Source organism: Streptomyces sp. NPDC034670 (genome assembly GCF_055574875.1).
The window spans coordinates 48,106-71,118 of sequence record NZ_JBVITR010000037.1; the positions used below are offsets into that span (position 1 = coordinate 48,106).

A 23,013-nucleotide genomic window follows, 5' to 3' on the forward strand; every position below is an offset into this window, starting at 1 on the left:
GGCTTGGGGTAACCATGCGGTGAGCTTACTAACCTGCATCGTCAGAAGCCGGGGGTGATAACTGAGTTATCACCCCCGGGACCCGCCTCACCGTCAACCGCGATGCGGGCAGCGCGTATACCGCGGTATACGCCTGGATCCGCGCCCCGCATCGCCCCACGAGCGGACCGCGCCCGAGGTGCGCGGGGAAACACAAAAGGGCCCGGCCCCGCGAGAGCGCGAGGCCGGGCCCATGACGGGTGACCGGGTCGGGTTCCTGCCCAATTGGGCAAGAACGATCTTTTCCTCTTCTGCCAGTGGTCGCCAGCTACCCCGCGAGGCCCGCGGCCAGCAAGGCCAGCAGGGCCACAAGGATCAGGTCGACCGCACGTCGTACGTAGGTGAACTTGCGTACGGCGAGGACAGACAGGACGCGGATACGGGCGGCGCGGTGGTCGCTGTCCATGCTGGCCAGGATTTCGGCGTCACTCAGCCGTGCCCAGTATGGGAACGATGCGCGGTCGTCGCCGCGCAGCCGGGGCCGGACGGCCAGGAGCAGCAGCACGGCGGCGGCGCCCAGTGCAAGGATGGCGAGTGCGCCGGCCGCCTTCGTCGCGGTGGGTAAGTCGCGGTCGGCTACGGATGCGAGGCCCGCAAGGACGGCGCCGTTGAAGGCGAGCAGCAGGGATGCCTTGCTGTCCGTGCGGCTGATCTCGTTGGTGACTGCGGTGCACGCAGCGTCGAGGTTCGTGTCCATGCGGGAGGCGGAGGTCGTGGTCACCTGGCGCTCACCCTTTCGACGGCGTCGGCCAGGAGCGCGACTGCGTCGGCCTCGTAGGGGTCGCTGAACAGCTTGTGGTCGCTGACGTCGAACGGCGCGGCCGCGCGGAGACTCGGAACCCGGGCACGGTGGCGGTCTCTTGCCCGTCCAGTGCGGCGGTGAGCCGGTCAGCGTCCTGGGAAGCGTGTCGGGCCTGGGTGTACGGGCCGAGGCGCAGCAGGGTGTAGCCCTTGCCGTCGGGCTTGCGGGCTTCGATGTAGATGGCGTAGTGCGCGGGTTCCATGCCGACGTCGTCGGGCAGGTCGAGGCCGGCGGCGGTGTGGGTGAGTGGGGCGTAGGCGGGGTTCCACACTCCGAGGATCTTGGTTGTCTCGCAGCGCAGCCAGCCCAGCTTGTGGTAGCGGGCGCTGTAGGGCGCGTACGGGCCGCCGGGGTGCTGGAGAGCGACGGCGATGATGTCGGGGCCATGGTCGTCGCCGGGCCGGGGGTGGGCGCGCTCGATGAAGGGGCCGACCCGCACGGCGATGTCCTGGGCGCCGCCAGGCGTCCAGGGCTCCGGGGAGCGGAGGGCGGCGAGCATCGCGCGGAAGTCGTCGACGGCGGCCTGGTCTTCGGGGGTGAGGGCGCCGGGCGCGTGGCCGCAGCGGCGGAACAGTCGCTTCATCGGGTGGACTCCTGCTCGGGGTTGGCGGTGCGGGTGTGCTCTGACGTCTCGGGTACCGGGGGCGTCCGTAGTGGTGCTCACGGCCGGAAGTCGGGCAGCTGCTGGAACACCTGCGCCAGCAGGTCCGGCGTCGGCTTCCACGGGCCGAGCTGCCCGCTGGCGGCGACGGGCAAGGGCAGCACCTGAACGTCCTGGACGACCAGGTGCCAAGCCTCGCTCTGCGCCCACTCGGAACACGGTGGGGAGCCGTCGGGGTCCTGGTGGCAGTCGACCAGGCGGGCGACGCCGATCACGGCGCCGGTGGTCAGCTCCCGGTCGCGGATCGTGCGGGCGACCAGCGGAACGCGCAGGGCGGGCCGGTCGATCCGCTTGCCCGCGTGCAGAAGCGTCCAGCCCCGCCAACTCCAGGGCTTCGGACGATTCTCGATCGTCTTGTGACCGGTCAGTACGCAGGTGGCGTGCGGCTGCTTGATGCTGATGCCGCGGATCCAGTCGCCCTCGGGCAAGGTGGCAGTGCTCATGGGTGGTTTTCCTCTCATGATCAGGCGGCGAGCCGGTGTCCGGTCGGCGGGATGTACGTGGACGGGTCGGCAGGGGTGCCGTCGAAGCACTCCAAACAGGAACCGAGGGTGCGCAACGGCAAGCAGTGCTGGTAACGGCGCAGGCAGGCCGGGCAAGTGGTTCGGGCCGCCATGGCTTTGTCCAGGGCGGCCTCCTTGGCAAGAGTCATGGGCCGGACCGGCTGGGCAAGGTCGACGCGGTAGAGGTAGGCGGGGCGGGTGCAGGCGCGGTTCGGGCGGGTGGCGCAGGCCTTGCAGCGCAGGATGGCGACGGGCTCTTGGCCGCCGGGTCGCAGCCCGGCAATGCGCAGCTGGCGGCGAGTGGCGAGCTGGTCGGTCGGGGCGGTGCCCCAGTCGTATTCGGGTAGCCCCTGCTCGGTGCGTGGCCGGGTCGCCTCGGGTTGTCGGCGTCGGGCGCGGGTGCTCATCGCGGGCTCCGGGCGTGGGACAGGTAGCGGGGCCCGGGGCACTGCGGGTGGGGCTTGCTGGCCTGGTGGCGCGATCGGGGCATGAGCACGAGCGTTCCTCCGGACGTCTGTAGACAGCGCCGCGCCCGCCGACGTGGTCGGCGGGCGCGGGATGGGAGCTGGTTTCAGGCGGGGTGGCTGAGGGTCGTATCGGTGTGGTGCGGGCCGGGCGTGGCCGGTGCCGGGGTGTTGTGGCCCGGGCGTGGGGGATGGGCGTGCGTGAGGCCGGACGGCCTGGCCGGTCCTCGCACACCACGCCGGAGCGGGTGGGCGAGGACCAGGCGGAGCGTCCGGGGAACGCTGGTGCCCCGCACCATCGCGTGAGGTGCGGGGCATTGAGACAGGCGGGGCCTTGGCGGTGGCTAGAACAGCCGGGAGTAGTGCTGCTTGAGTGTCTTCCCAGTCTCGGTGTCGATGGCCGTCCGGTCCGGGCGGAACTCGATCTGACGGCGGGGCAGTTCGTCACCGGGCTGCCATGTGGGGCCGCCCACGGCAACGGTCATCTGGACGGGCTGGTACCAGTTCTTTACTGGTACCTGGACTTCCAGGGTGATCGGCATAGGCATCTGCCCCTGCTTCAGGGGAGCCGTGGTCTCCTGGGCGATCTCGTCGCCTGATGCGATCTGTACGACCTTCGGCTCTTCGTCCCAGTCGACCCAGACCGACAGAGTGGCGGACTGGCCGTTCTTGCTCCACTTCGCCAACGTTTGGGTCTCAACTCCATCGATGCTGAGATTTACCGCTGACACTCCCTTGTAGGCGGCGGCCTGCTCCTGGCGTTTCTGGGCCTGCTTGTCCTCATTGGCGTGCTGCCACAGCACGGCGCAGATGAGCACGAGGGCGGCGATCACGGCGAGGTACGGCAAGGTGCGCCTGGGCGGTCTGGTCGGTGCAGGGGCGCTCGCGGGTGGCTCGGGGGTGAGTGGTTGGGGTCCTCGGTGCCTCTGCGGGGTGGCGTTGGCGGGTTTCTCGAACCACGCAACGTTGTTTCCGTCCGTCTCCTTGTCCGTCCCCATGTGGGTGACGGTAGCGCGTGGGCGCACGGGTGTTACCTCCAATCGGGGCACAGCACTCTGCTGGAGGGGTCGGTGCTGTGGATGCGGCCGGGCGGCCCCGCCCGGTCCTCGCGCACCGCCGGGTGGTGGGCGGGCGAGGGCCAGGCGGAGCGTCCGGTGTCCGATGCGGTGACGGCCGGTCAGAGATCGGACGGCAGGCGTTCGCCGGTGTTGGCGTCGGTGGCCGAGCCGGTGGGGGAGAGGCGGACCATGCGGGAGGGGGTTCGGGTCTGCTTCGTCCACCCCTTTCCGCCGACGGCGACGCGTACTGTCACGTCGGCGTGGGGGTCAGCCACCGACAGGGCGAGTTCCGGTGCTCTGGGGTAGAGGCTGCCGTCCCGGGTCGTGTAGGCGTGCTGTTCTCCCGCGTCGAGACGCAGGTACCGTGCGTTGCGGTCGGCGTACGACCGCAGCTCTACGACGACCTGGTTGCCGCTCCATTGCGCCACCACGTCGACCGTCACTCCGTCGAGGGTGAGTTTGGCTCCCGCCCGTCCCTTGTAGGCCACGGGGTCAGCCTGTTCCTGGCGTGCCTCGCGGGATGGGCCAGGTTCGGTGTGCTGTTCACCGCCGGCGGCTTGCCAGACGGCGGCGGCTGTGATGGACAGAGCGGCGACGGCGGCGACGTAGGGCCACGCGCGTCGGCGGGGCCGTCGGCCCACTGGGGTGTCCTCGTCGGCGGGCGGCTCAGGTGTGCCGGGCTGAGGGACCGTGGGCAACTCTGCGGTCAGGGTGCTGGTGTCCGCGGGCTGCCCGGTCCCGGCGCCCAGGCGGGCGACGGTGGCGCGCAGCTGCACGGCCTGGTCCCGGTTCCCGCACAGGTCGGCTACCTGGGCTCGGGTGGTCAGCCATCGCATGGCCTGGGGTGAGGTGATGCCGTAGGCGGTGATGTCGGTGCGTTCGCCGATGGCCGCCAGGTCGGCGGCCTCGTTGCACCGGCCGTCCATCGCAGCCTGGATTGCCTCGCGGTGGCGGTCTATCACGTTCGGCGGCATCTCCCAGGCCCACGCCTCGTCCTCGCTCGCGTGGGTATCAGGGGTAGTGACTTCGTCCGCCTCTCGCACCTGGTCCAGGTCGGCGATGTGCTCGACTGCCAGGCTGGCGTCCTCGGTCGGAAAGGCGTCGTCCGATTCCTCGCTGTGGGGCTCCTCCTCTCGGCTGGGGTCGTACTCGAGGATGTCCGGTTCCTGGTCGAGGATGGCCTGCTGCGCTTTGCGGCGTCGGGACGAGGTGTCGGTGAGGGTGCTCTCCTCCTCACTGATCACGGTCTGAACGATGTCGGTGTAGTCGGGGCCGACTTTCCACACGGCCTGTCCAGGGCCCAGACCCGGAATCCTGCCGACGGCCCACTGGGGCAGGTTGAGCAGCGCGCCGACCTTCGCAGCCTCTTCCGGCCCAAGGCGGCCGACGTGGACCACTTCGCACAGCCGTGCCAGGTCCTGCGCCGGGCCGTCACCAAGGTCAGACAGTGTGTGCATCACCACGTCCAGTGACAGCCCCATCCGGCGGCTGAACTTCAGCAGTCTGCGGATCAGTTCACTGGTGGCCGGTGACAGCAGAATCTGCCACGCCTCTTCCAGCACCAGGTGCCGGTGAGGAGCGGTCGACTGCGGCAGCCACACGTGCTCTACCCAGCACGCCACCGCGGCCATCAGCGACGGAATCGCCGGGCTGTTGCGGTCCAGACGGGAGAGGTCGAACGCGAGGATCGGCAGGTCGGTCTCGGGCAGTCCGGCGTTGTCGCCGTCGAACAGGCCGCACAGGCTGCCGTCGGTGTAGCGGGACAGGGCGAAAACGGCACCCGCGCCCCACTCAGCGAGCGTGGCAGCCGGCCACCTGCCGTCCTCCGGTTCCATGAGGGCGTCCACCAGGCCGTTGAGGGTCGTCGCCTTCGGGTGGGTGAGGGCGTGCTGGAGGGCGTAGGCGGCCTGCTGGGTGAGGGGTTCGGCCTCTACAGCCGCGATCAGCGAGCGCACGAGCTGCTCGCGGACCTCGCGTGGGAACAGCTCTGAGAGGGGGTTGAGGGTGAAAGTGCCGGCCTCGATGACGCGGCCCTTCAGTGAGCGGGTGAGAGCTGCCCACTCACCCGTGTTGTCTTCTCCGAAGGAGTCGATGACGACGTACTGGTGGCTGTTGTCGATGACTTCGCGTCGGGCGCGGATCTTCGCGGTCGTGCTCTTGCCGGAGCCCAGGCCGCCCAGGGCCAGGCTGTTGGTCGAGGGCAGAACCTCCTGATCGACCTGGACCGGGGAGAGGGCGAAAGGGCGGCCGTCCAGCAGCGACCGGCCAATAGGGATGCCGGGGAAGGTGCGACTGGAGGTGACCAGTGGTGCGGTGATCGCAGCGTGGTTAGAGGGCAGACGGATCATCAGAGGATCGCCCCTTTCCTGGTCGAGGCTCCGTGGGGGGAGGTCATTACATGGGCGCGGTGCTGCTGGCCGGTCAGCCAGTCCAGATCGAGGCGGTGCCGGTCCGCGGTGAGGGTGGTCTGCCAGCGGGCGTCCGTGACGGCTTCGGCGCTGTCGCCCCACACGGTCACGTAGGCGTCGATGTCCACGAGCGTGGCGCCCTGGACGAGCGCGCCGTGCGTGGTGGTGCTGGCGATCTCGTGTGCTGCGGCTTTGACCTTGTCCGTGGTGAACGCCTCGGCTCCCGCGGCCTGCCACTTCGCGGCCCGGCGGGACTGGGCTGTGGGCAGCGGCCGGTAGAGGACGGACAGCGATCGCTCACCGATGCTCTGGTCGAGCAGCAGCTTCGTCATCAGATCCCCGCCGGTCTCGTCGGGCCATCCGGTGATCCGGGCCGTGCTGGCGTGGCGGCCGTCGTCCAGGGCGACCCATCCCCGGCCGCGTGAGACCACGGCGGGCAGGGGTTCGGGGTCGGCGGGGGCAAGCACTCCAAGGCTGGCGATCTCATGGGCCAGCGTGTCCAGGACACGGTCGGGCTGCCCGACCAGTCCCTTGGGCACGTGCACGGAGATCGTCTGCATGTGCCCGGTGTAGTCGCCGACGATGGCGTGGTGGGCGACGTGGATCTGGATGCCTGCCGTGCGGGCCTGGTCGCCCGCGAACGCCAGGGCGCGGCCGAACGCGTCGTGCCAGGCCGCCCGTGCCACCGGGTCCTGCATGGTGCCGTGCTCGGGGTAGAGCGTCCAGGTGGCGGTGGATCCGGCGCTCTCGGTCATGGAGGCCGGTGCGGTGCGCTCCCGCAGCCGCCGGTAGCCGACGGCTGCCCAGCGGGCGAGCGAGCGCGGTCCTGGCGCGACGTTGAGTACAGCGGCTGCGGCGCCGACCGCACCGAGAGCCCAGATCGGGGGCGGGCTGATCAACGCGGACGCCAGCACGGCGGCGCCGGCGCCTGCGTTGATCTTCGTGGCCAGTGTCTCGGCAGGGCTCAGACCGCGCTGAATGGCGGGCACACGGTAGCCGGGGGTGAGGGAGTACACGAGCGTTCCTCCTTGAGGGGGACAGCCCCGGCCCCGGCCTCCGCCGTGTAGGGCGGATGCCGGGGCCGGGGTCACGAGGGGTCAGGGACGGGCAGGCGGCGTCGAGGCGGGTCCCGTTCCCGGGGGCGGGGCAGGCGGTGGAGCGGGTGTCGGTCGGCGTCCGTGTGCTCCCCGAGCTGCTTCTCGTGCCTGTCGGCGTGCCTCGCTGAGCTGGGTGGTGCGGGCAGTGTCGGTCCGCACCTTCTGGGTGGCCGACTCGGTGGTGAGCCGTCCGGGCCGCGGTCGGTGGTTGATGCCGTAGGCGGCGAGCAGAGTTCCGCCGTCCTGCCCCATCGCGCGGCGCGGGGTGTCCACGATGCGCGGACCACGCGGCGTCGTCTCCTGCTCATAGATGTCCGGGGCGCCGGCGCGCACAACCGCCCGCGCGAGCGGGTTGTCGGTCCGCTGCTCCACGAACGTCCGGGCCGCACGCGCGATCCTGGGCCCGAAGTACGGCACCCCGTGGAAGATCATCCGGAGCATGAGGGCGTCGGCCGCGACAAGGAGCGCCGCGTCCATCACCAGCGAGCCTTCGGTGAACTTCACAAACGGTGAGACCAGCAGCAGCGCGAACGGGCAGAACATCAGGCCCAGCAGTCGCTGCATCCATGCCTTGACGGCGGAGGTGTCGCCGCCGCGTGCCAGGGAGGCCAGCACCAGGGGCGCCACGCACACGAACGCCAGAATGCCCAGATTGCGCACCATGAATACGAGCGCTGCGAATGCCAAGGCGACCACCAACGCCGCCAGGATGAACAGCAGCCCCAGCGGATTGCTTGAATCCGCTGCCTTGTTCATGTCCTGAGCGATCGTGGTGAACAGCGTCCCCTCGTCGCTGCTGAACAAGGTGCGGAACGCCGATGCCGTGGCCTGGTTCAGCATGTGCACGATGCCGGGGACCGACGCCATGCCGGCCACGGCCGCGAGCGCCCAACCGGTCGAGGCACCCATCTGCTTGAGGCGGGGTGCGCCCTGCCAGGCGGTCAGGGCGCACACGACGACGACACACACGAAGATCGCGACAGCCAGGTGCTGGCCCAGCCAGAGAAACGGCTGGTACAGCACGCTGTCGGCCTGCTTGGGCGCCCACGTGCTGTCCGGTGCCAGCAGGCTGCGCATCGTGTCGAGCAGCGACTCGGCGAGTTCCTGGACGTTCTCGGCGCCGCCGTCCACCCAGCCGTGGAACTCCGGGCCGGACTCGGGGGGAGGCCCCCCGCCATTGTCCGGATCACGCTCGCAGTACGCCTTCGCAGGGCCTTTGATCTTGTCACACGGATTGTCCGGCACAGGGATCAGCCCTTGGCTTCGGTCACGGTCGAGAAGAGGGTGTCGCCGTAGAGGGCGAGGATGACGGCGACGAACAGGGTGCCGACAGCCATGCTGCCCTTGCGGAGGGCGCCCTTGGGGTCGTTGGAGAGCTGGAGCAGCATCCGCACGGCGATGACGGCGATGACGGCGGCGATGCCCTTGGTGACCAGGCCGCCGCCGGTCAGCCCGATGGTGTCGAAGAAGTCCTTGAAGCCGGTGGACATGTCGACGGGCTCGGCGAGGGTGAACTTCCGCATGTCAGATCTCCTTGTTGGTGTTCGAGGTGGGACGGGCGACGGCGAACAGGTCGGGCATCGTGTCCATGGGTGAATAGCGGACCTTGCGGCCGGGTCGGGGGGCGTCGATCATCCACCCGTTTCCGACGTAAATGCCGACGTGGTGAATGTTCGTCGCGCTGCTGCCATAGAAGACGAGGTCTCCGGGGCGGACCTGGCCGGGCTTGACGGGCTTGGACGCCGCGTACTGTGCGGCAGCCGTGCGCGGCAGGGTGATTCCCGCTTTCGCGTAGGCGTACAGCGTGAGCCCGGAGCAGTCGAAGCCGCGGACGGTTTTTCCGTTCTGGCCGCTGGGGGAGCAGCACGTTCCCGTGCTGGGTCCGTTTGCGTTTCCTCCACCCCACGAGTACGGGGTGCCCAGCATCTGCTTTGCCGCGTTGATCGCGGTTGCGGCCTGCCCGGTATCTGCCGTATTCCCGCCGCCTTGGTGCTGATTGGCGAGAGCGGTGATGGACCGGACGTAGTTCTGTGTTTCCTTGTACGGGGGAATCCCGCCGTATTTCTGTACGGCGCCGCTGCCCGCGTTGTAGGCGGCCAGCATGTTGCTCTGCTTGTTCCCGGGAACGTTTTTGACTTCCTGGGAGATGGTGCAGAGGTATTTGGCGGATGACGGGATCGCGTCTTCGGGATCCCAGACATCACGTTTTCCGTCGCCGTTGCCGTCGATTCCGTGGGTCTCCCAGGTGGACGGCATGAACTGCGCGATTCCCTGCGCGCCAACGGGTGATCTGGCTTTCGGGTTGAAACCCGATTCCTGTGTGAGCAGTGCGGCGAGCAGGTTCGGGCTGACCTCGGGGCAGGTGTTTCCTGCTTCCTCGATCAGATCTCTGTATTCGGCGGGTACGGCCATGCTGAGTGCCGCGCCCACCACCGGGTCGTCGCCGGCGGCCTGGACGAGCGCGGCCACGACGACGGCCGCGGTCGCACCGGCCCCGACGATGGCCGCTGTGGAGCCTTTCAAGGGTTACCCCCTCCCCTTCTGTGGTTCTGCTTGTTTTCCCAGGTCAGATCCGCCATAGGGGTCCGCTGGCGGTCCGCTGGGAGTCCGCTGGGAGCCCGTCCGGGGGACGGGCAGGGCCGCTTGGCCGGCGGATGTCCGGCGGACTCTCAGCGGACCGCCGGACGGACTCCGAGCGGGCTGACGACGATCAGGATTCGGCTGCGGTGGCCGCGATGAGGTCGGTGAGCCAGTAGCCCCGGACCACGCCCTTTTCGTCCTTCCCGGGAGTTACCCCGAGTTTTTTGGAGAGCTGTTTCCCTCGTTCCCCGGGCCTGGTTTCGGTGATACCGAGCGCCGGGGCCAGGTCGGCCGTGGGCATGAATTCCACGCCAGCATTCCGCATCAGGTCGATTGCCTGCTTGAGCGGTGATAGCGGGGCGGTCTCCAGCACCTTCTGCTGCCGGGCGGCTACTTCGTCCACCACTTCCCACATGAATTCATCCGAGAAATTGAAACCCCGGATGAGCGTGGAGGTTCCACCCGCGAACATAACTGCCTGACCCTTGATTTGCGGGTTGAGGTGAGTCGGGTTGATCGGGGCGGCGGTGGTGAAGTACGAGTCACCGAGGGTGACTTTCGCGGTTCCCTCGGACTCCACATACATACACAGTCGGTACTGGCACTGGTTCCGTACAGTTACCGGAATGGCGTCCTTGTCGGGCCGCTGCGTCAGCAGGATCATGGAGATGCGGGATTCCAGAGACTTGGCAGCGAGCTTCCGCGCCTTCTCCGCAATTCCCGCCGACCGCTCTTTCCCCTTGGGAGTGCCATCGTCGGCGAAGAAGTCGGCCGCCTCGTCCACGATGAAGATAACGGGTTTGAATTTCGGTTCCGGCTCCCGGTTCCTCTTCGCCTCCCGCATCTTCTCGTATCGCCTGGCACCACGGTCGATCAGCTCATCGGCAATGCTCTCGAAGACGGCCGGATCGTCCGATGACTCGTAGCGGACACACGCCTTTTCGAAGGTGACCAGTCCGCAGAACTTGCCGTCCAGCAGGTACAGGTCGAAATCCCCGTACGCGATGAGCAGGCAGGTAATGAGTCCGTTGATGAGCGTGGTCTTGCCCATCTGGGACATTCCGCCGACCACCATTGATGCTTTGTCGAGTGTCGGTACGCCGGCCAACTGGCCGGTGACGTCGTGCCCGAGCGGCACCCCGGTGAAGGACCGGATCTGCTCGCGGGTGGGCGCCGGGAACGGCTGCGAGAACGGCGGCGCGTCCAGCATCAGCAGGTGGGCGCCGCGCTCGTTGTTGCGGTCGCGCTCCAGCTTCACGTGCAGCCGGCTGATGCCGTACCAGCCCGCGACGTTCTCCAGCCGCCTCTCCACGTCCTTATAGGTACGGGTCTTGGGCAGGAGAAAGCGGTACCGCTTGCCCGTGGAGACCGGTTCGACGGTGACTTCGTCGGCCCGGATCACCTCGGCCTTGTCGATGACCCCGGCCGTGACCAGTGCCTCTGTCAGCTCCGGGTGGGCGGGAACGGCCTCCTCGGCCGCCACCAGGCCCTCCGCTGGCGCTTCCTGCTTCAGTGCCGCAGCGGGCTGCTTCCCGCCCGCCACCAGGCCCACGATGGCGGCCCTGAGCCTCCAGGCGCCGTACCCGAGGGCGACCAGCACCCCGGCGGTCAACAGCACGGTGGCCGGCCACGACAGCCCGAGTTTGTCTTTGATGGCGGCGAGGATGCCGAACGCGATGGCGAGACCGCCGATGGCGCCTGCCGCCTGCGCGTATACGTCGTCGCTGGCCTGCTGTTTCTTACCCAAACCTCCCCCTTAGGTGATCTTGGGCGTGGGAGCATAGCCCGCACGCATATTCGATTCAGTGGTTTTTGGGGGGTGCTCGCCGGGTCTGCTCCCCAGGTCTGCAACCGCAAGGGTGCTCGCTGGGTCACTCGCCGGGTCTACGCCCCTTTGTCGACTGTGGAGTTGGCTTCCGGCAGTCGCGGCAAGGGCCAGTCCGTGCAGGCGGACTGGCCCTCACTGGTGGTGCCGGACAAACGGGGTGGACGCCCTCTCAGTGGGCCGCGTCGGCTTCCTCGTCCTCGGACTCCTCGGCGTCCTCTGACGTCTCCTCGCTGCCCTCGGCCGCGAGGACGGAGCCCCACACGTGCCGCACGCGCTCCTCGCTGCCGACGAAACCGGCGGCCCGGTAGTCGGCACGGGCCTTGCGGTAGGACAGGGGCGGGTCGTCGGAGTAACGCAGGTGCCGCAGCACGACGCCGATCTGATCGTCGGTCAGCGGCACGCCCGGCCCGGGGACCGGCACACCCGCCACGGCCGCCAGCTCATCGAGCGTGACGGTGTGCTTGGCGAGGCGTGCCGCCTCGGGGCCCGTACCCGCGTTGACCTGCGTGCCGAGGGTGTGACGGCCGATGGCGGGCGTGCCGGTGGCGTCACGTTCCGGCCCGATGGGCAGGGCGGGAGCGGTCGGCGTCCAGGTGCCCAGCTCCGGCAGGGCGATGGCCGCGACGGAGGCGGGCAGCGGCTTCTCCGCGATGGTCGCCGCGGTGGCCTCGGCCGTCTCGTGCAGCTCCTCCGTCATGCGCTTCTGCGCCTCCAGGACGGCCTTGCGGTAGGCGGTCTCGGCCTCCGCGACGCGCTTCTGGAGGTCCCGGGCGACGCCGAGCAGCTCGATGCGGTGGGCGGCCTCGGCCTCCATCACCTCCAGCTGGTCCGCGACCTCCTGGCGCTTGTCGGCAATCCCCTGAAGGGTCTCGGGCGACGTCTTCCGCCCGAGCGACGGCATGGCCATCCACCAGGCGCCCTTGGTGGCGACGATGGCCACCGGTGTCAGAACATAGGCCAGGTCGAAGCCGCCCGGCCCGGACATGACGAGGTGCACCGTCGGGATGGCCGCGTTGACGGCCGTGAGCGCAAGACCGCCAGCCTGCACGCGCCGGGCCCGGCGGCGGTTGTTGCCCGCCAGGATCTCGGTGGCCTGGAAGACCACCCACAGGGCGTCCAGGGCGCCCACGGTGGGCACCGCCCAGGCGCCGAAACGGGGTTCGAGGATGTCGTAGGAGACGGCCACCGACAGGATGGCCACGCCCAGGGTGATGACGCCCAGGATGGCGAGCACCGCCCCGCGCGGGGACGGTGCGAGGTTCTGCTTGTTCACGCTTTTTCCTTTCTGGTGCGAGTGGTTGTGGGGGGCGCGTCTCAGCGGGCCAGCACAACGGCGATGACGACGATGAGCGGGCTGGCCATGCCCAGCAGGTAGACGAAGCGCACGGGTCTGTCCCCCTTCCGGATCGCGGGCGGATCAGTTGGTGCCGGACAGGCGGCGGACCTTGGCCAGGTGCTGCTCCTGCTCCTCGATGAGGCGGTCGACCTTGGCGGTGAGTCCGTCGCGGAAGTAGCCGCCGAACCCGTCGCCGATGTGCCAGTCCTTGGCCTCGGGGAAGCCCGCCTCGGCGAGCGCCTGGTCGTGCCCGAGGTCGGCGTACAGGTGCCGGTACTGGGCGTCGGCGATGTCGGCCGCGCGCTCGTCGAACAGGGCGGCGGCGGCGCGGGTACGGTCCTGCGCGTCGACCAGGCGGGAGATCGCGGCCGGCCACTCCCGGCCCGCCTCGGCGGTACGCAGGTAGGCGTAGGCCGCCTCCAGCGCCTTCGCTTCCCGCTCGTACGCCTGCCAGCGGTCCGGGGCGTCACGTACGGCCCGGCGGAGTTCGGCGACGTAGGCGGCGTCCTGCCAGCGCTTGCTCGCCTGCTGGTACAGGTCGTCCAGGACGTCCCGCGCGACCGTCCGCAGGCGGTGCTCGGCCGCGTCCTGCGACTCGGGCACGTAGTTCATCTGCGGGTCGTCGTAGTACGACTGCGGCTTGACAGGCTCCTTCTCGCAGCCGGTGAATGGCGTGAATTCGAAGGTCACCCGGCCGTGGACCGGTTCGATCTTCCGCAGGTACGGCGGCAGGTGCGGGGTGATGCGGTCGAGGACCTGCTGAAACGGGACAGAGAAGGTGCCTGGCATGGTGTCTCCTTGACGAGGTGCGGGGGCGTTCGGACGCGGTGCGGCGGGACCGCCCGTCGGGGCGGTGCGCTCCTTGCGCGGCAGCCCGGACTCGTCCAGGGGCGCGCGTAACGGGATCGTGTGGGACACAAGGGCCTCCAGCAGGCAGGCGGAGCACGGCTGTCCGGCTCCCCTCTCCGCGCCCGTACCAGCCGCCGGGGAGCGGGGCTGGGACGGGCGTGGGAGGCAACCGACAGAGGTGGCGATGTCGGCTGAGCGGATGGCTCAGCGGGTGCGCTTGGTGCGCTGGCGTGCGAGGTAGGTGTCTTGCAGCCGCTCGAACGTCGTCCACAGCCGCGCGCCTTCGGCACAGCGGGCGTGGTCGGTGCAGCGGGGGCAGCTGGTGGTGTGCTCCTGCTGGGCACGAGCGGCTGCCTGGTAGCGCTGGTACAGGCCGTCGGGCGGCACGCTCACCAGTCCCCGTATGTGCACACGACGCCGCAGCCGTGCGTCCGACAGTTGTGGCGGCGGATCTCAGCAGCCCGCTGTTCGTCCTGGCGGCGGGTCGTCCCATGCCACTGGACCGGGGCCGCGCCGGCGGTCAGTTCCTCGCAGCGCGGACAACCGTCGATACGGCGCCCGAAGTTCGGGCCGTGGGTGTGCTTCGTGGCCATCTGTTCTCCTGACTTTGTACAGTGAAGATCGGCGACTCGGTGGCCCGCGTCCCACGCAGCCCCGGCGGCTACGGCCGCGACTGCGAGCAGCAGGCGGGCGAGAGGGTGGCGGACGCCGACCCTGGCGGCGGCCCGGGCTGCGCGGTACTGCGCGGCCCGGGCCGCACATATGGGGTGCTGCATCAGCGGGGCCGCTGCTGGGACTGCTTGTTGACCTCGCGGAGCTTCTCGGACAGCGCCTTGCGCTCTTCGTCCGTCAGCCTGCTGATCATGCGGTCACCGCCCTCGACTCGGGCGGGCACTTGCTCGGGTCGCAGTTCCACCGGCCGCACAGCACGCAGGCGTCATCAGCCATCGCCGGCCGGTGCAGGGTGAGAACCGGCTGGCGGTAGTGGCCGGGCATCATCTCCTGGAGCGTCCGCCGTGCCCGGCGTTCGGCCGGGATGCGGTCGTCGCTCTCGCGCGCCATGCGGGCCAGGAGGTCACCGAGCTGGCGGTTGTCGGTGCTGGCGCAGGGGCCCGAGTGGAAGGTGCCGCACGGCTCGCACCAATACTCGGGACTGTCGGCGGCCACTGTCGTACAGGCCGTCGAGCGTGTCATGATCGTCGTGGTCAAGGGGACCTCCTACGTCCTGTGACCGGACAGCCCCGGAGCTCTCACCTTCCGGGGCTGTCGCTGTATGGCTGGCCGGACGGCCAACCACGGCCCGCCTCCCGCTCCACGCTCTGGTGGAGTGGGAGCTGGACCGTGGCGGGTCGTCAGGCGGCCGGTTCGTACGCCGTCCTGGCAGGACGGATCAGGTAGTCCGACGTCGTCCACACCGAGCCGACCGCGAAGGGCTGGCCGTCGGGGCGAAGGGTGTCGCGGACGATGACCGCCCACCGGGCAGCCCGGCGCAGCAGTTGCATGGCCTCCACCGGGTTGGTGATGAGGGCCAGGACCTCGAAGCGTCCGTCGACGTTCGCGTAGATGGCGCCTGGCAGCCTGGGGCCGATCTCTTCCTGAATACTCGGGCAAGGTGCGATGCTGTGCATAACGGGTCGTCCTCTCTCAAAGGGGGACCTGCGACAAGAACCCCCGGGGACCCCCGTCCCGGGGGTTCGTCGCGTGAGTGCGTCCTGCGCACTCCGCCGACCGCCTGCAGGGCCGCGAGGGCGGGGCAGGTGACCGGCGGGCAGCGCAGGCTGCTGAGTCAGGCGCTGATGCGCAGCGGCTCGGTCGGGAGCTGAGGGCCGCGGTAGTCGGAGACCGTGCCGTGCGGGCGCGGGCGGGACTGGTTGTTCGCCGTCTCGATGTCCGTGCCTCCGTGCTTGGCCCACTGCTCCCTGCGGGCAGCCGGTGCCGTCCGCTTGCGGGCCTGACGGCGGGCGGGCTCCTCGCGAAGCACGCGGACGTAGCGCTGAGCGAGAACGCCTCCGCGCGTGCAGTGCTCGCCGGTGCTGCAAAGCACGCACTCCTCGGTGTGGGCGAGGTAGGCGCGGCGAGCCGTCGCCGGGGTGACGTCCGCGTGGACGCGGGCGAGCGGGGTGGCCGGGGCCTGGGGCGGCTTGTGATGCTGGCGGGCGGAGCGGCGGCTGGTCGCCGTGCTGTCGGCGGCGAGCAGTTTTTCGGCCCACTGTTCGGGGTTGAGGTCGATGGTGATGCGCTGGGCGCTGCCAGGGCAGCGGCGGCCGCCGGCGGGCTTGTCGCCGTAGTAGCGGCGCTCGGTCCGTTCGACGGGGCTGTCGTCGCGGTGGGGGTGGATCATCGACCGCTTCAGGCGGCGCCAGGTCTCGCAGTCCGGGCAGACCACGAGGTGGGGCTCGCCCTCGCGGAGGCTGAGGTGCTCGGGCCGCATCTTGCTGGCCAGGATGGGGGCACGTCCGTTGTGACGCATGAGCGTTGTCTCCCTTGCTGTTGCGTTCTCCGACCTCCACAGCCGCGCCCCGTCGGGCGTGGGCGGTCTGCGGCGGACGGGCAGCGCAACGGCTGCGGGTCGCACAACTGGCTGCTGCTCTCGGGGGACCTCGTGGTTCGTCACCCCGGCCGGGCATGTAAGCCACGGACAGTCAGACGTATGAAGTTGACCGAACAGGTTCCGGAACAGATCACACTGAAATCGCTGTTCCGGAACTGCCGGGGAAGACCATGACACGAAGTCAGACCGCAAGTCAACAGTTCCGGAACTGCGAGTCGCTGTGGTCTAATCTGTGAACTACAAGGTCACCAACTACGAGAAGAGAGGAGGGCGCTGTGGCCACGAAGTGGAGGCAACTCGCGGATGAGTTCGCAGCTCGGATCCGGTCCGGCGATCTCCGCGAGGGGGAAGCCCTCCCGCAGATCCGAGACCTGACAGCCCAGGGCAGAGGGTCCACGACCACCGTGCAAGCCGCCTACCGGGCCCTTGAGAGCGAGGGCTTGGTACGGATCGTGCGTGGCCGCGGCACGTACGTCCGACGGCAACGACGGCGGATCGTGCGGCAGTCCCAGGCTCGCTACCAGTGGGAGAAGGACCGCGCGCTGCTTCCTGAAGCTGAGCGGAGGAACACCGGCGTCACGGAACAGGAAACCGGCCTGCCTACTCCACAGCTCGACTTCCATGCGAGCTACCAGGTGCGCGAGGCTCCCTCGGAGATCGCCGAACGGTTCGAGGTCCCCCCGGGCACGCAGATGCTCCATCGGCACTACCGGACCAGCTCCCGCGACGACACCGTGCCGGTCAGTCTGATCGACTCCTGGATTCCATACAGCGTGGCCGCCAAGAATCCGGAACTACTGGACAGTGGCCGTGAGCCGTGGCCAGGCGGAACGATGCACCAACTGGCTACTGTGGGAGTCGAGTTGGGGGAGATTACAGACACCATCAGCGCACGGCCGCCCACGGCCCAGGAGACGAAGGCACTGGACCTGCCTCCGGGCACGTCGATTCTCGTGCTACACAAGGCGAGTTACACCGTGGAAGGGGACCTGGCCGAGTTCTCTGAGGTCATCCTGCCGGGAGACCGGTTCGAGTTCCTTTACCGCATTCCCCTGGAGAGGTGGCCCGCGTCATGAAGACGATCTCTGTGCTGACGGCAGTACACGAGGGCGCACTTCCGTACCTCGGCGCGGCCTACACCTCTCTGAATGCCCAGGTGATGCCGAATGGGTGGTCCTGGGAATGGTGCATCCAGGAGGACGGCGCCCACGTGGCAGCTAAGGGCCGCCTGCCTAACCCGAGTGATCCGCGAGTGCGCCTTGGGGCGTCCCGCAAGGGTGGGCCGGCAGTGACTCGCACTATGGCGTTCGCTCGGTCGGCTGGCTCCTTGGTCAAGGTCCTTGACGCAGACGATGAGCTAGCCCCGGGCGCGCTCGCCCGGGACATTGCGGTTCTCGAGTCCGAAGCCTCGGTGGGCTGGACGACAAGTCGCGTCCTGGATCTTCTGCCGGACGGCTCCTTGCTCGGCTTCGAAGGTGACCCGGCGCCCGGCGTCATCCATAAGGGCGCAGTCCTCTCACACTGGCGGGAGCACCGCCGACCTCAAGTACACCCGGCGACACTGTGCGCGCGTCGTGACCTTGTGACGTTCCTCGGTGGCTGGATGGCGCTGCCAGCCTCGGAAGACACCGGGCTGCTGACGGCCCTGTCCGTCCTGTCACGGGGCTGGTTCCTGCCCGAGGTCGGTCTGCACTACCGGAAGCACGACGCGCAGAGCACCGCACACCCGGAGCACGGCGCGGGAGATGAATGGGAGGCTCGCATGCGCATCATCCAGGCTCGCGCGGAGGCCCTGGAAGGGATCGAACACCACCTATAACCCGAAGGAGAAACGCAGAAGCGGTCCTGTCGCCACAACAGGACCGCTTCCAAAGTCGACTCGCCACTGACCAAAGTTCCGAGTCGTGTCCGGTGAGGTGACCTCGCCGGGGTGATGCCCGTGGGCCCTTGGCCCGCGCAGTCACCTATACCCAGAGTATGCGCATCAGATTGCGCACCGCCACTACTCCGGGTGTTCCACATGGTCACATCGCCGGTCGCGGCTCCCCTACCTGGGGAGATGTACCACATTGCACAGCCCACAGCGTCCATCGTCAGGTGACGACTTCGGCGCCAGTTACCTCGAACGCGGCTGGGAGCCGCCCGAGGAAGTCGTGTTGCGTCGCGAGCTGGTGCGCACGCCGGGCCTGCAGCCCGAAGACATCGGCGTCCTCGCAGAGCTGCTGCTTCGCGACCCCCGCCTGCCCTCGACCATGGAAGCCATCCGCCGGGACATGCAGGCGCAGGGTTGGAAGATGGGCAAGGACCGGTTCAACGCCATCGCGGCACGCCTGACGAAGGCCGGCCACCTCGCCCGCGTCTCCGTCTACGACGAGACCACTCAGCGCCCCACTTGGGCCACGCGGGTGTACCGGAACCCTGCCAACAACGAGCAGTACGTCGACCTGGGGATCGCGGCATCACAGCAGGTCAGCGGCGAAGTGCGGGAAACCCGCGATTCCCAGCCCTCCGGATCGCGGGAAACCCGCGTTTCGCCTGGTCAGAGCCGGAATGCGGAAAACCCGCGATCCGGATCCGGATCGCGGAAAACCCGCGATCCGGAAACCCGCGTTTCGCCTGGTCAGAGCCGGAATGCGGAAAACCCGCGATCCGGTGTCCACCCCCCACACCCCCCGGAGGAGGAGGATTCCTCCTCCCCTACCCCTCCCACGCACCCCACTAGGGCCCTCCCGTCACAGAGGGAGGAAGGGCCGGAGTTCTCTGCGGAGGAGACCGCTGCGGCTGTCGACTTCCTCCAGCAGATGCAGCGGTGGCAGGCGGGCGCGGCCACGGCCCGTAGCTGCGCGCCCAAGCTGCTGCGCACGATGCGCGAGCAGGGCTGGCCGTCCCTGGTGGGTGCTGATGCCGGGTACCTCGCCCTGCTCGAAGCGGAAGTGCTCAAGAACACCGGAGGCGCAGCGTCCTGGACCAAGTGCCTGCCCGGGTGGGTGCGCGACCTGCGCCGCTACGCTCTGGTGCGCCCCCAGACAACGCCCGCACCGGCCAGCAGCCCCGGGCCGGCCGCGACGCGCAGCGCCATCGCTGCCTGCCACGCCTGCGATGAGTACGGCTGGCTCCTGGATGACGACGACGACGGCCCGCAGCGGCGTTGCACGCACCCCGGCGTCACCCGCAGCGACGTGGAGGTGACCAAGTGACCATGCAGATCCAGGACCAGGAGCAAGGGCTGGCCGTCTCCGTGGACGCGGAGCGTCGGGCGCTGGGCGCCTGCCTGCTGGCCACCCCGGCCTATGACCCGGTGGCGGACGTGGCCCGCGTGGTCCGCGAGGGCGACTGGTACGAGCCCGCCCACGGTCTGGTGTGGTCGGCGGTGCAGCGGCTGCACGGGCACGGCCGACCCACGGGTGTGCCCGCGGTCGAGGCAGAGCTGCGCAGCACCGGCAACCTTGAGCGGGTGGGCGGCCCGGCCGGGCTGTCTCAGATCGCCAGCAGCGCGTGTTCCTCAGTCGAGGCGGGGCACTACGCCGACCTCGTGCACGGGTACGCCCAGGTGCGCCGGTACCAGGCAGCGCTGGTGCGCGGTATGCAGGGCGCCCGCATCGCGGACCCGCTGTCGGTGCCGGAGACGATCGCCGCCCACCAGGCGGAACTGGAGTACCTCGCTGCCGATGACGAGGACGACAGCTTCGGCCGGTTCGGCGACGACCTGGACGCGCACCTGGACAGCCTGGCGGTGTCCGTCCCGCCGTCCGCGATCACCGGATTCACGGACCTTGATGCCTTGATGAAGCTGATGCCCGGGCAGATGACGTTGGTGGCCGCGCGCCCGGCGATGGGCAAGAGCGCGTTCGCGCTCGGCGTGGCCACGGCCAACGCCCGCGCAGGCGGTCCCACGCTGGTGCACAGCCTGGAGATGGGCCGTTCGGAGGTCAGCAACCGCATCCTGTCGGCCCGGGCGCGGGTGGCGTTCCACCACTTGCGTGATGGTGCCGACAGCCTGCGGCAGGAGGACTGGGACCGCATGGACCGGTTCGTTCCGGAGCTCCGCGGCCTTCCGCTGTGGATGGACTACAGCGCCCGCGTCAGCCCGGCCCGTATCCGCTCCCGGATCAAGACCATCGTCCGCGAGACGGGTCGCGCGCCGCTGGTGATTCTGGACTACCTGCAGCTGATGCAGACCGACCAACGCAACAGCCGTCAGACGCCGTATGAGCGCGTCACCGAGATCAGCCGCGAACTCAAGATCCTTGCCTCCGACACCGGGGCCGTGCTCATCGCCCTGGCCCAGCTCAACCGCGGGCCCGAGCAGCGGCAGGACAAGCGTCCGCAGGTGGGCGACCTGCGCGACTCCGGAGCCCTGGAACAGGACGCGGACAACATCATCCTGCTGCACCGCGACGACTACTACGAGCCCGAGTCCGAGCGGGCCGGGGAGACGGATCTCATCGTGGCCAAGCACCGCAACGGGCCCACAGGGACCGTGACAGTGGCCCACCAGTTCCACTACAGCCGTCTGCGCGACATGTCCGGCGAGGAAGAACCGGCCCGCTAAGCCCCCTGGACGCCGCTGTGCAGCGCGATCACGGTCCAGCAGGGCAGTTCCCCCGACCGAACCGTGATCGCCTCGCAGCGGCCCGCACAGCCGATCATGAACGGAGGTGTCCACCGTGGGCATCGTGGACGACGGCCTGAACCGGGCCGTGCAGCGGGCCTTCACCCGCCCCATCCCCAAGAGCGCCGGGGCGCAGATGCGTTACCTGGTCAAGCAGCTCAAGGGCACCCGCGCCGTGGCCCAGCAGCTCGGTATCTCGCAGCGCACGGTCGAGCGGTACGTCAAAGACCAGATCCGCCAGCCCCGCCCGGACCTCGCCCAGCGCCTGGCCGACGCCGTCCGGGAGCGCTGGCAGCCGCGGGTACGCGCCCGAGCCCGCAAGCAGGCGGCCACCAGCACCGGCGTCGTCATCGACGTCCGCGCCCGATTCGGATTCACCGCCGCGCCCGGCACCACCGACGACGCCCGTCTGCGGCACATCACCCTCGCCCTGCCCCCACACCACGCGGCCCGCCTCTTCGACGCCCAGGACGCCGGCGCCAGCGAGCAGCAGCTGCGCGACCTCGCCGGACAGGCGCTCGGCGAGCTGTACTTCCAGGACGGCGGGCGCCGCGCCCAGGGCCTCGCTGTGGAGTTCACCGACATCGAGCAGATGGAAATCGACCTGTGAGCGGCGGCTGCCCGCCCCGAGTCGGTAGTTAAATTGCTACCTTTTTCTCGACCTCCGGTGTTCGCCGGATTGGGAGGACCAAATGATTCGCGCCGGACGCCGGCACCTGGTGCGCACCCTTGCCGACATTGCAGCGCAGCAGGGCATCGCTGTGCAGACCCTGCTCAGTTCGGGCCGCCTGCAGACTGAAGGGTTCCCGCCGCCCGTGAGCACGGGCCGCACCCGGCTCTACGACGGCGAGCAGATCGATGCCTACCTCGCCGGGCGCCCCGTCCCGGCACTGCCGACGGCGGACGATGACGAAGACCTGCTGGAGCGCCAGGAGGCCGCTGCGCTCAGCGGAATTCCTCTGCATGCCTGGGACCGCCGCAAGAAACACCCGTCGGTGAGCGAGCACATGGTGCGTGTCGGCGGAGTCGAGCACTGGCCCCGCCACGTCGTACGGGACTACACCCCTGCCCCCCGCCCCCGGCCCAGCGGTGGCGCCGGCCGCCCTGCGGGCGTCGGCGACCAGGTCCCGCGCGACGTGCTCCCGGCGCGCGTCGCGCAGCTCCTGGACGACGACCCCGCCCTCACCGCGGCCCGGGTCACCGAACAGCTCGGCGTGCACCGCAACACCGCGCAGGCCGCACTGACAGCCCTGCGCGCGGAGCGGATGGCCGACGTGATGGAGCAGCGAGGCATCAGCGCCTCGCAGGCCGCCGACGTCCTCGGCTACCCGGCCGCACTCACCCGCCGCGCAGGCATCCGCGCAGAGTCCATCGTGCGCGGCCGCCAGGCGCGCCCCTACCTCGCGGAAGTCGCCCGCGCCCTGCATGCCCGCGGCTGGACCACCGCCGACGCCCCGCCGGCCGTCCAGCACCCCCAGGACGACGAAGTCGTGGCCGCGCTCGTCCTGGACAGCCCCACGGCGCCGGCCGCCGCTCTGGTGTGGTCAGAGCGGCACGGCTGGCGCACCTCGACCTCACGCCGCCACCCGCTCGGCCGGGGCGCAGCATGGCCTTCGCCCAGCCCGCAGGTACGCCACGTCGCCACCGGCACCACGCCCACCCCTGCCGACCTCGTGAAGGCCCTGGAAAGCACCGGCTGACTCTGGCATGTCGCGCGTTGATCCGGGCCCCCAGGAAACTCCTGGGGGCCCGAGCTGTGCCGGAGGAGACAGGGCGCAGCATGGGCGCCCCGCTCAGCTTCCGTAGGTGATGAGCACGATGAAGCCGACACCAAGAACCCCGAACAACAGTAGGCAGCCGAGCAACTGCCGAGCCTGGGCTTCCGATTGCGCGGCCTCATGCCGGGCGATCCCCCGGGCCACTCCTCGCGCGATCTTCTCCTCGTCGTCCACGTCCGTTCTCCTTATGTCAGACCGCAACGAGTGGCAGCCAACCACAGGCCAGGAGGTCATCAACCGCTGACGGTCTCTGACGGGTTCGCCTGAACAGCCCAGACTGCCTGCACGTTGAGCCTCTGGAGGCAGACGTCACAGGGCGCAGCCGGGGCGCAGCAGTGGCCCAGTGGAATGCTCCTCTCCCTGGCGGGGGGGGGGGGGGGGCGGGCCCCCCCCCCCCCCGGGTGTGCCCGGGGGGGTGGGCACCCCCAGCCGCTCACTGTTTGCGCT

24 protein-coding genes are annotated in these 23,013 nt (G+C 69.5%); 6 read left to right on the plus strand and 18 right to left on the minus strand.

Features of this window, described 5'->3' with window-relative positions; translation table 11 throughout:
* Positions 1–307: 307 nt before the first annotated feature.
* From ACZ56B_RS22805 to ACZ56B_RS22885, 17 genes are all read right to left on the minus strand, one after another.
* A complete protein-coding gene (locus tag ACZ56B_RS22805) occupies positions 308–760 on the minus strand; it encodes a Pycsar system effector family protein (protein WP_468793581.1) in 453 nt (150 codons plus the stop codon).
* A gap of 7 nt (positions 761–767) precedes the next feature.
* Positions 768–1,424, minus strand: a complete 657-nt coding sequence (locus ACZ56B_RS22810; RefSeq protein WP_468793584.1) for a hypothetical protein — start codon at positions 1,422–1,424, stop codon at positions 768–770.
* A 77-nt stretch (positions 1,425–1,501) separates the two neighbouring features.
* The gene (locus ACZ56B_RS22815) at positions 1,502–1,945 is read right to left on the minus strand and encodes an ASCH domain-containing protein (protein ID WP_468793587.1); all 444 of its coding nucleotides are present in this window, start codon (positions 1,943–1,945) and stop codon (positions 1,502–1,504) included.
* Positions 1,946–1,965: 20 nt separating this feature from the next.
* Entirely contained in the window at positions 1,966–2,412 is a 447-nt protein-coding gene (locus tag ACZ56B_RS22820; RefSeq protein WP_370406087.1) for an RRQRL motif-containing zinc-binding protein, read from the minus strand.
* A gap of 401 nt (positions 2,413–2,813) precedes the next feature.
* Positions 2,814–3,302 (minus strand): hypothetical protein, encoded by a 489-nt coding sequence (locus ACZ56B_RS22825; RefSeq protein WP_468793591.1) that lies wholly within the window; start codon positions 3,300–3,302, stop codon positions 2,814–2,816.
* Between the two features lie 344 nt (positions 3,303–3,646).
* On the minus strand, positions 3,647–5,875 hold the full coding sequence (locus ACZ56B_RS22830; RefSeq protein ID WP_468793594.1) for a hypothetical protein: 2,229 nt from the start codon (positions 5,873–5,875) through the stop codon (positions 3,647–3,649).
* Complete coding sequence (locus ACZ56B_RS22835; protein ID WP_468793597.1) at positions 5,875–6,951, minus strand: hypothetical protein; 1,077 nt, start codon at positions 6,949–6,951, stop codon at positions 5,875–5,877. Before ACZ56B_RS22835 ends, ACZ56B_RS22830 begins: the two co-directional genes overlap by 1 nt.
* An 81-nt stretch (positions 6,952–7,032) precedes the next feature.
* Positions 7,033–8,277 carry a hypothetical protein gene (locus ACZ56B_RS22840; RefSeq protein WP_468793600.1) on the minus strand — a complete coding sequence of 415 codons (1,245 nt, stop codon included), beginning with the start codon at positions 8,275–8,277 and terminating at the stop codon, positions 7,033–7,035.
* Positions 8,278–8,282: 5 nt separating this feature from the next.
* The gene (locus tag ACZ56B_RS22845) at positions 8,283–8,555 is read right to left on the minus strand and encodes a hypothetical protein (RefSeq protein ID WP_468793603.1); all 273 of its coding nucleotides are present in this window, start codon (positions 8,553–8,555) and stop codon (positions 8,283–8,285) included.
* A 1-nt stretch (position 8,556) separates the two neighbouring features.
* Entirely contained in the window at positions 8,557–9,555 is a 999-nt protein-coding gene (locus tag ACZ56B_RS22850; protein ID WP_468793606.1) for a bifunctional lytic transglycosylase/C40 family peptidase, read from the minus strand.
* 187 nt (positions 9,556–9,742) lie between these two features.
* Positions 9,743–11,359, minus strand: a complete 1,617-nt coding sequence (locus ACZ56B_RS22855; protein ID WP_468793609.1) for an FtsK/SpoIIIE domain-containing protein — start codon at positions 11,357–11,359, stop codon at positions 9,743–9,745.
* 250 nt (positions 11,360–11,609) lie between these two features.
* The gene (locus ACZ56B_RS22860; RefSeq protein WP_468793612.1) at positions 11,610–12,713 is read right to left on the minus strand and encodes a hypothetical protein; all 1,104 of its coding nucleotides are present in this window, start codon (positions 12,711–12,713) and stop codon (positions 11,610–11,612) included.
* 144 nt (positions 12,714–12,857) lie between these two features.
* Positions 12,858–13,565, minus strand: coding sequence for a hypothetical protein (locus ACZ56B_RS22865; protein WP_468793615.1), 708 nt, complete (start codon positions 13,563–13,565; stop codon positions 12,858–12,860).
* Positions 13,566–13,829: 264 nt separating this feature from the next.
* On the minus strand, positions 13,830–14,018 hold the full coding sequence (locus ACZ56B_RS22870; RefSeq protein WP_376642639.1) for a hypothetical protein: 189 nt from the start codon (positions 14,016–14,018) through the stop codon (positions 13,830–13,832).
* Positions 14,019–14,486: 468 nt separating this feature from the next.
* Positions 14,487–14,834 (minus strand): hypothetical protein, encoded by a 348-nt coding sequence (locus ACZ56B_RS22875; protein WP_468793618.1) that lies wholly within the window; start codon positions 14,832–14,834, stop codon positions 14,487–14,489.
* 143 nt (positions 14,835–14,977) lie between these two features.
* Complete coding sequence (locus tag ACZ56B_RS22880) at positions 14,978–15,253, minus strand: hypothetical protein (RefSeq protein WP_376642633.1); 276 nt, start codon at positions 15,251–15,253, stop codon at positions 14,978–14,980.
* A gap of 158 nt (positions 15,254–15,411) precedes the next feature.
* Positions 15,412–16,095: a hypothetical protein gene (locus tag ACZ56B_RS22885; RefSeq protein WP_376642632.1), complete on the minus strand. Its 684-nt coding sequence runs from the start codon at positions 16,093–16,095 to the stop codon at positions 15,412–15,414.
* A 356-nt stretch (positions 16,096–16,451) separates the two neighbouring features.
* Between ACZ56B_RS22885 and ACZ56B_RS22890 the strand changes: the two genes are divergently transcribed.
* The 6 genes from ACZ56B_RS22890 to ACZ56B_RS22915 all read left to right on the plus strand — a co-directional run bounded on the left by ACZ56B_RS22890 (position 16,452) and on the right by ACZ56B_RS22915 (position 22,488).
* Positions 16,452–17,252, plus strand: coding sequence for a GntR family transcriptional regulator (locus ACZ56B_RS22890; RefSeq protein WP_376642630.1), 801 nt, complete (start codon positions 16,452–16,454; stop codon positions 17,250–17,252).
* Entirely contained in the window at positions 17,249–17,995 is a 747-nt protein-coding gene (locus tag ACZ56B_RS22895) for a glycosyltransferase family 2 protein (RefSeq protein ID WP_468793621.1), read from the plus strand. Before ACZ56B_RS22890 ends, ACZ56B_RS22895 begins: the two co-directional genes overlap by 4 nt.
* Positions 17,996–18,245: 250 nt before the next feature.
* Positions 18,246–19,373: a hypothetical protein gene (locus ACZ56B_RS22900; protein ID WP_468793623.1), complete on the plus strand. Its 1,128-nt coding sequence runs from the start codon at positions 18,246–18,248 to the stop codon at positions 19,371–19,373.
* Between the two features lie 2 nt (positions 19,374–19,375).
* Positions 19,376–20,728 (plus strand): replicative DNA helicase, encoded by a 1,353-nt coding sequence (locus ACZ56B_RS22905; RefSeq protein ID WP_376642671.1) that lies wholly within the window; start codon positions 19,376–19,378, stop codon positions 20,726–20,728.
* A 115-nt stretch (positions 20,729–20,843) separates the two neighbouring features.
* On the plus strand, positions 20,844–21,398 hold the full coding sequence (tpg, locus tag ACZ56B_RS22910) for a telomere-protecting terminal protein Tpg (protein ID WP_376642669.1): 555 nt from the start codon (positions 20,844–20,846) through the stop codon (positions 21,396–21,398).
* A gap of 82 nt (positions 21,399–21,480) precedes the next feature.
* Positions 21,481–22,488, plus strand: a complete 1,008-nt coding sequence (locus tag ACZ56B_RS22915) for a DUF6292 family protein (protein WP_468793626.1) — start codon at positions 21,481–21,483, stop codon at positions 22,486–22,488.
* A 93-nt stretch (positions 22,489–22,581) separates the two neighbouring features.
* Here ACZ56B_RS22915 and ACZ56B_RS22920 read toward each other — a convergent pair whose 3' ends face one another.
* A complete protein-coding gene (locus ACZ56B_RS22920) occupies positions 22,582–22,740 on the minus strand; it encodes a hypothetical protein (RefSeq protein WP_376642622.1) in 159 nt (52 codons plus the stop codon).
* Between the last annotated feature and the right edge of the window lie 273 nt (positions 22,741–23,013).

What these genes read in the sequence shown, in the direction of transcription:
- ACZ56B_RS22915 (WP_468793626.1), top strand. Translation starts at nt 21,481, where the DNA reads ATGATTCGCGCCGGACGCCGGCACCTGGTGCGCACCCTTGCCGACATT.
- ACZ56B_RS22810 (WP_468793584.1), bottom strand. Translation starts at nt 1,424, where the DNA reads ATGAAGCGACTGTTCCGCCGCTGCGGCCACGCGCCCGGCGCCCTCACC.
- ACZ56B_RS22820 (WP_370406087.1), bottom strand. Translation starts at nt 2,412, where the DNA reads ATGAGCACCCGCGCCCGACGCCGACAACCCGAGGCGACCCGGCCACGC.
- ACZ56B_RS22865 (WP_468793615.1), bottom strand. Translation starts at nt 13,565, where the DNA reads ATGCCAGGCACCTTCTCTGTCCCGTTTCAGCAGGTCCTCGACCGCATC.
- ACZ56B_RS22845 (WP_468793603.1), bottom strand. Translation starts at nt 8,555, where the DNA reads ATGCGGAAGTTCACCCTCGCCGAGCCCGTCGACATGTCCACCGGCTTC.
- ACZ56B_RS22905 (WP_376642671.1), top strand. Translation starts at nt 19,376, where the DNA reads ATGCAGATCCAGGACCAGGAGCAAGGGCTGGCCGTCTCCGTGGACGCG.
- ACZ56B_RS22815 (WP_468793587.1), bottom strand. Translation starts at nt 1,945, where the DNA reads ATGAGCACTGCCACCTTGCCCGAGGGCGACTGGATCCGCGGCATCAGC.
- ACZ56B_RS22880 (WP_376642633.1), bottom strand. Translation starts at nt 15,253, where the DNA reads ATGCACAGCATCGCACCTTGCCCGAGTATTCAGGAAGAGATCGGCCCC.
- ACZ56B_RS22830 (WP_468793594.1), bottom strand. Translation starts at nt 5,875, where the DNA reads ATGATCCGTCTGCCCTCTAACCACGCTGCGATCACCGCACCACTGGTC.
- ACZ56B_RS22885 (WP_376642632.1), bottom strand. Translation starts at nt 16,095, where the DNA reads ATGCGTCACAACGGACGTGCCCCCATCCTGGCCAGCAAGATGCGGCCC.
- ACZ56B_RS22895 (WP_468793621.1), top strand. Translation starts at nt 17,249, where the DNA reads ATGAAGACGATCTCTGTGCTGACGGCAGTACACGAGGGCGCACTTCCG.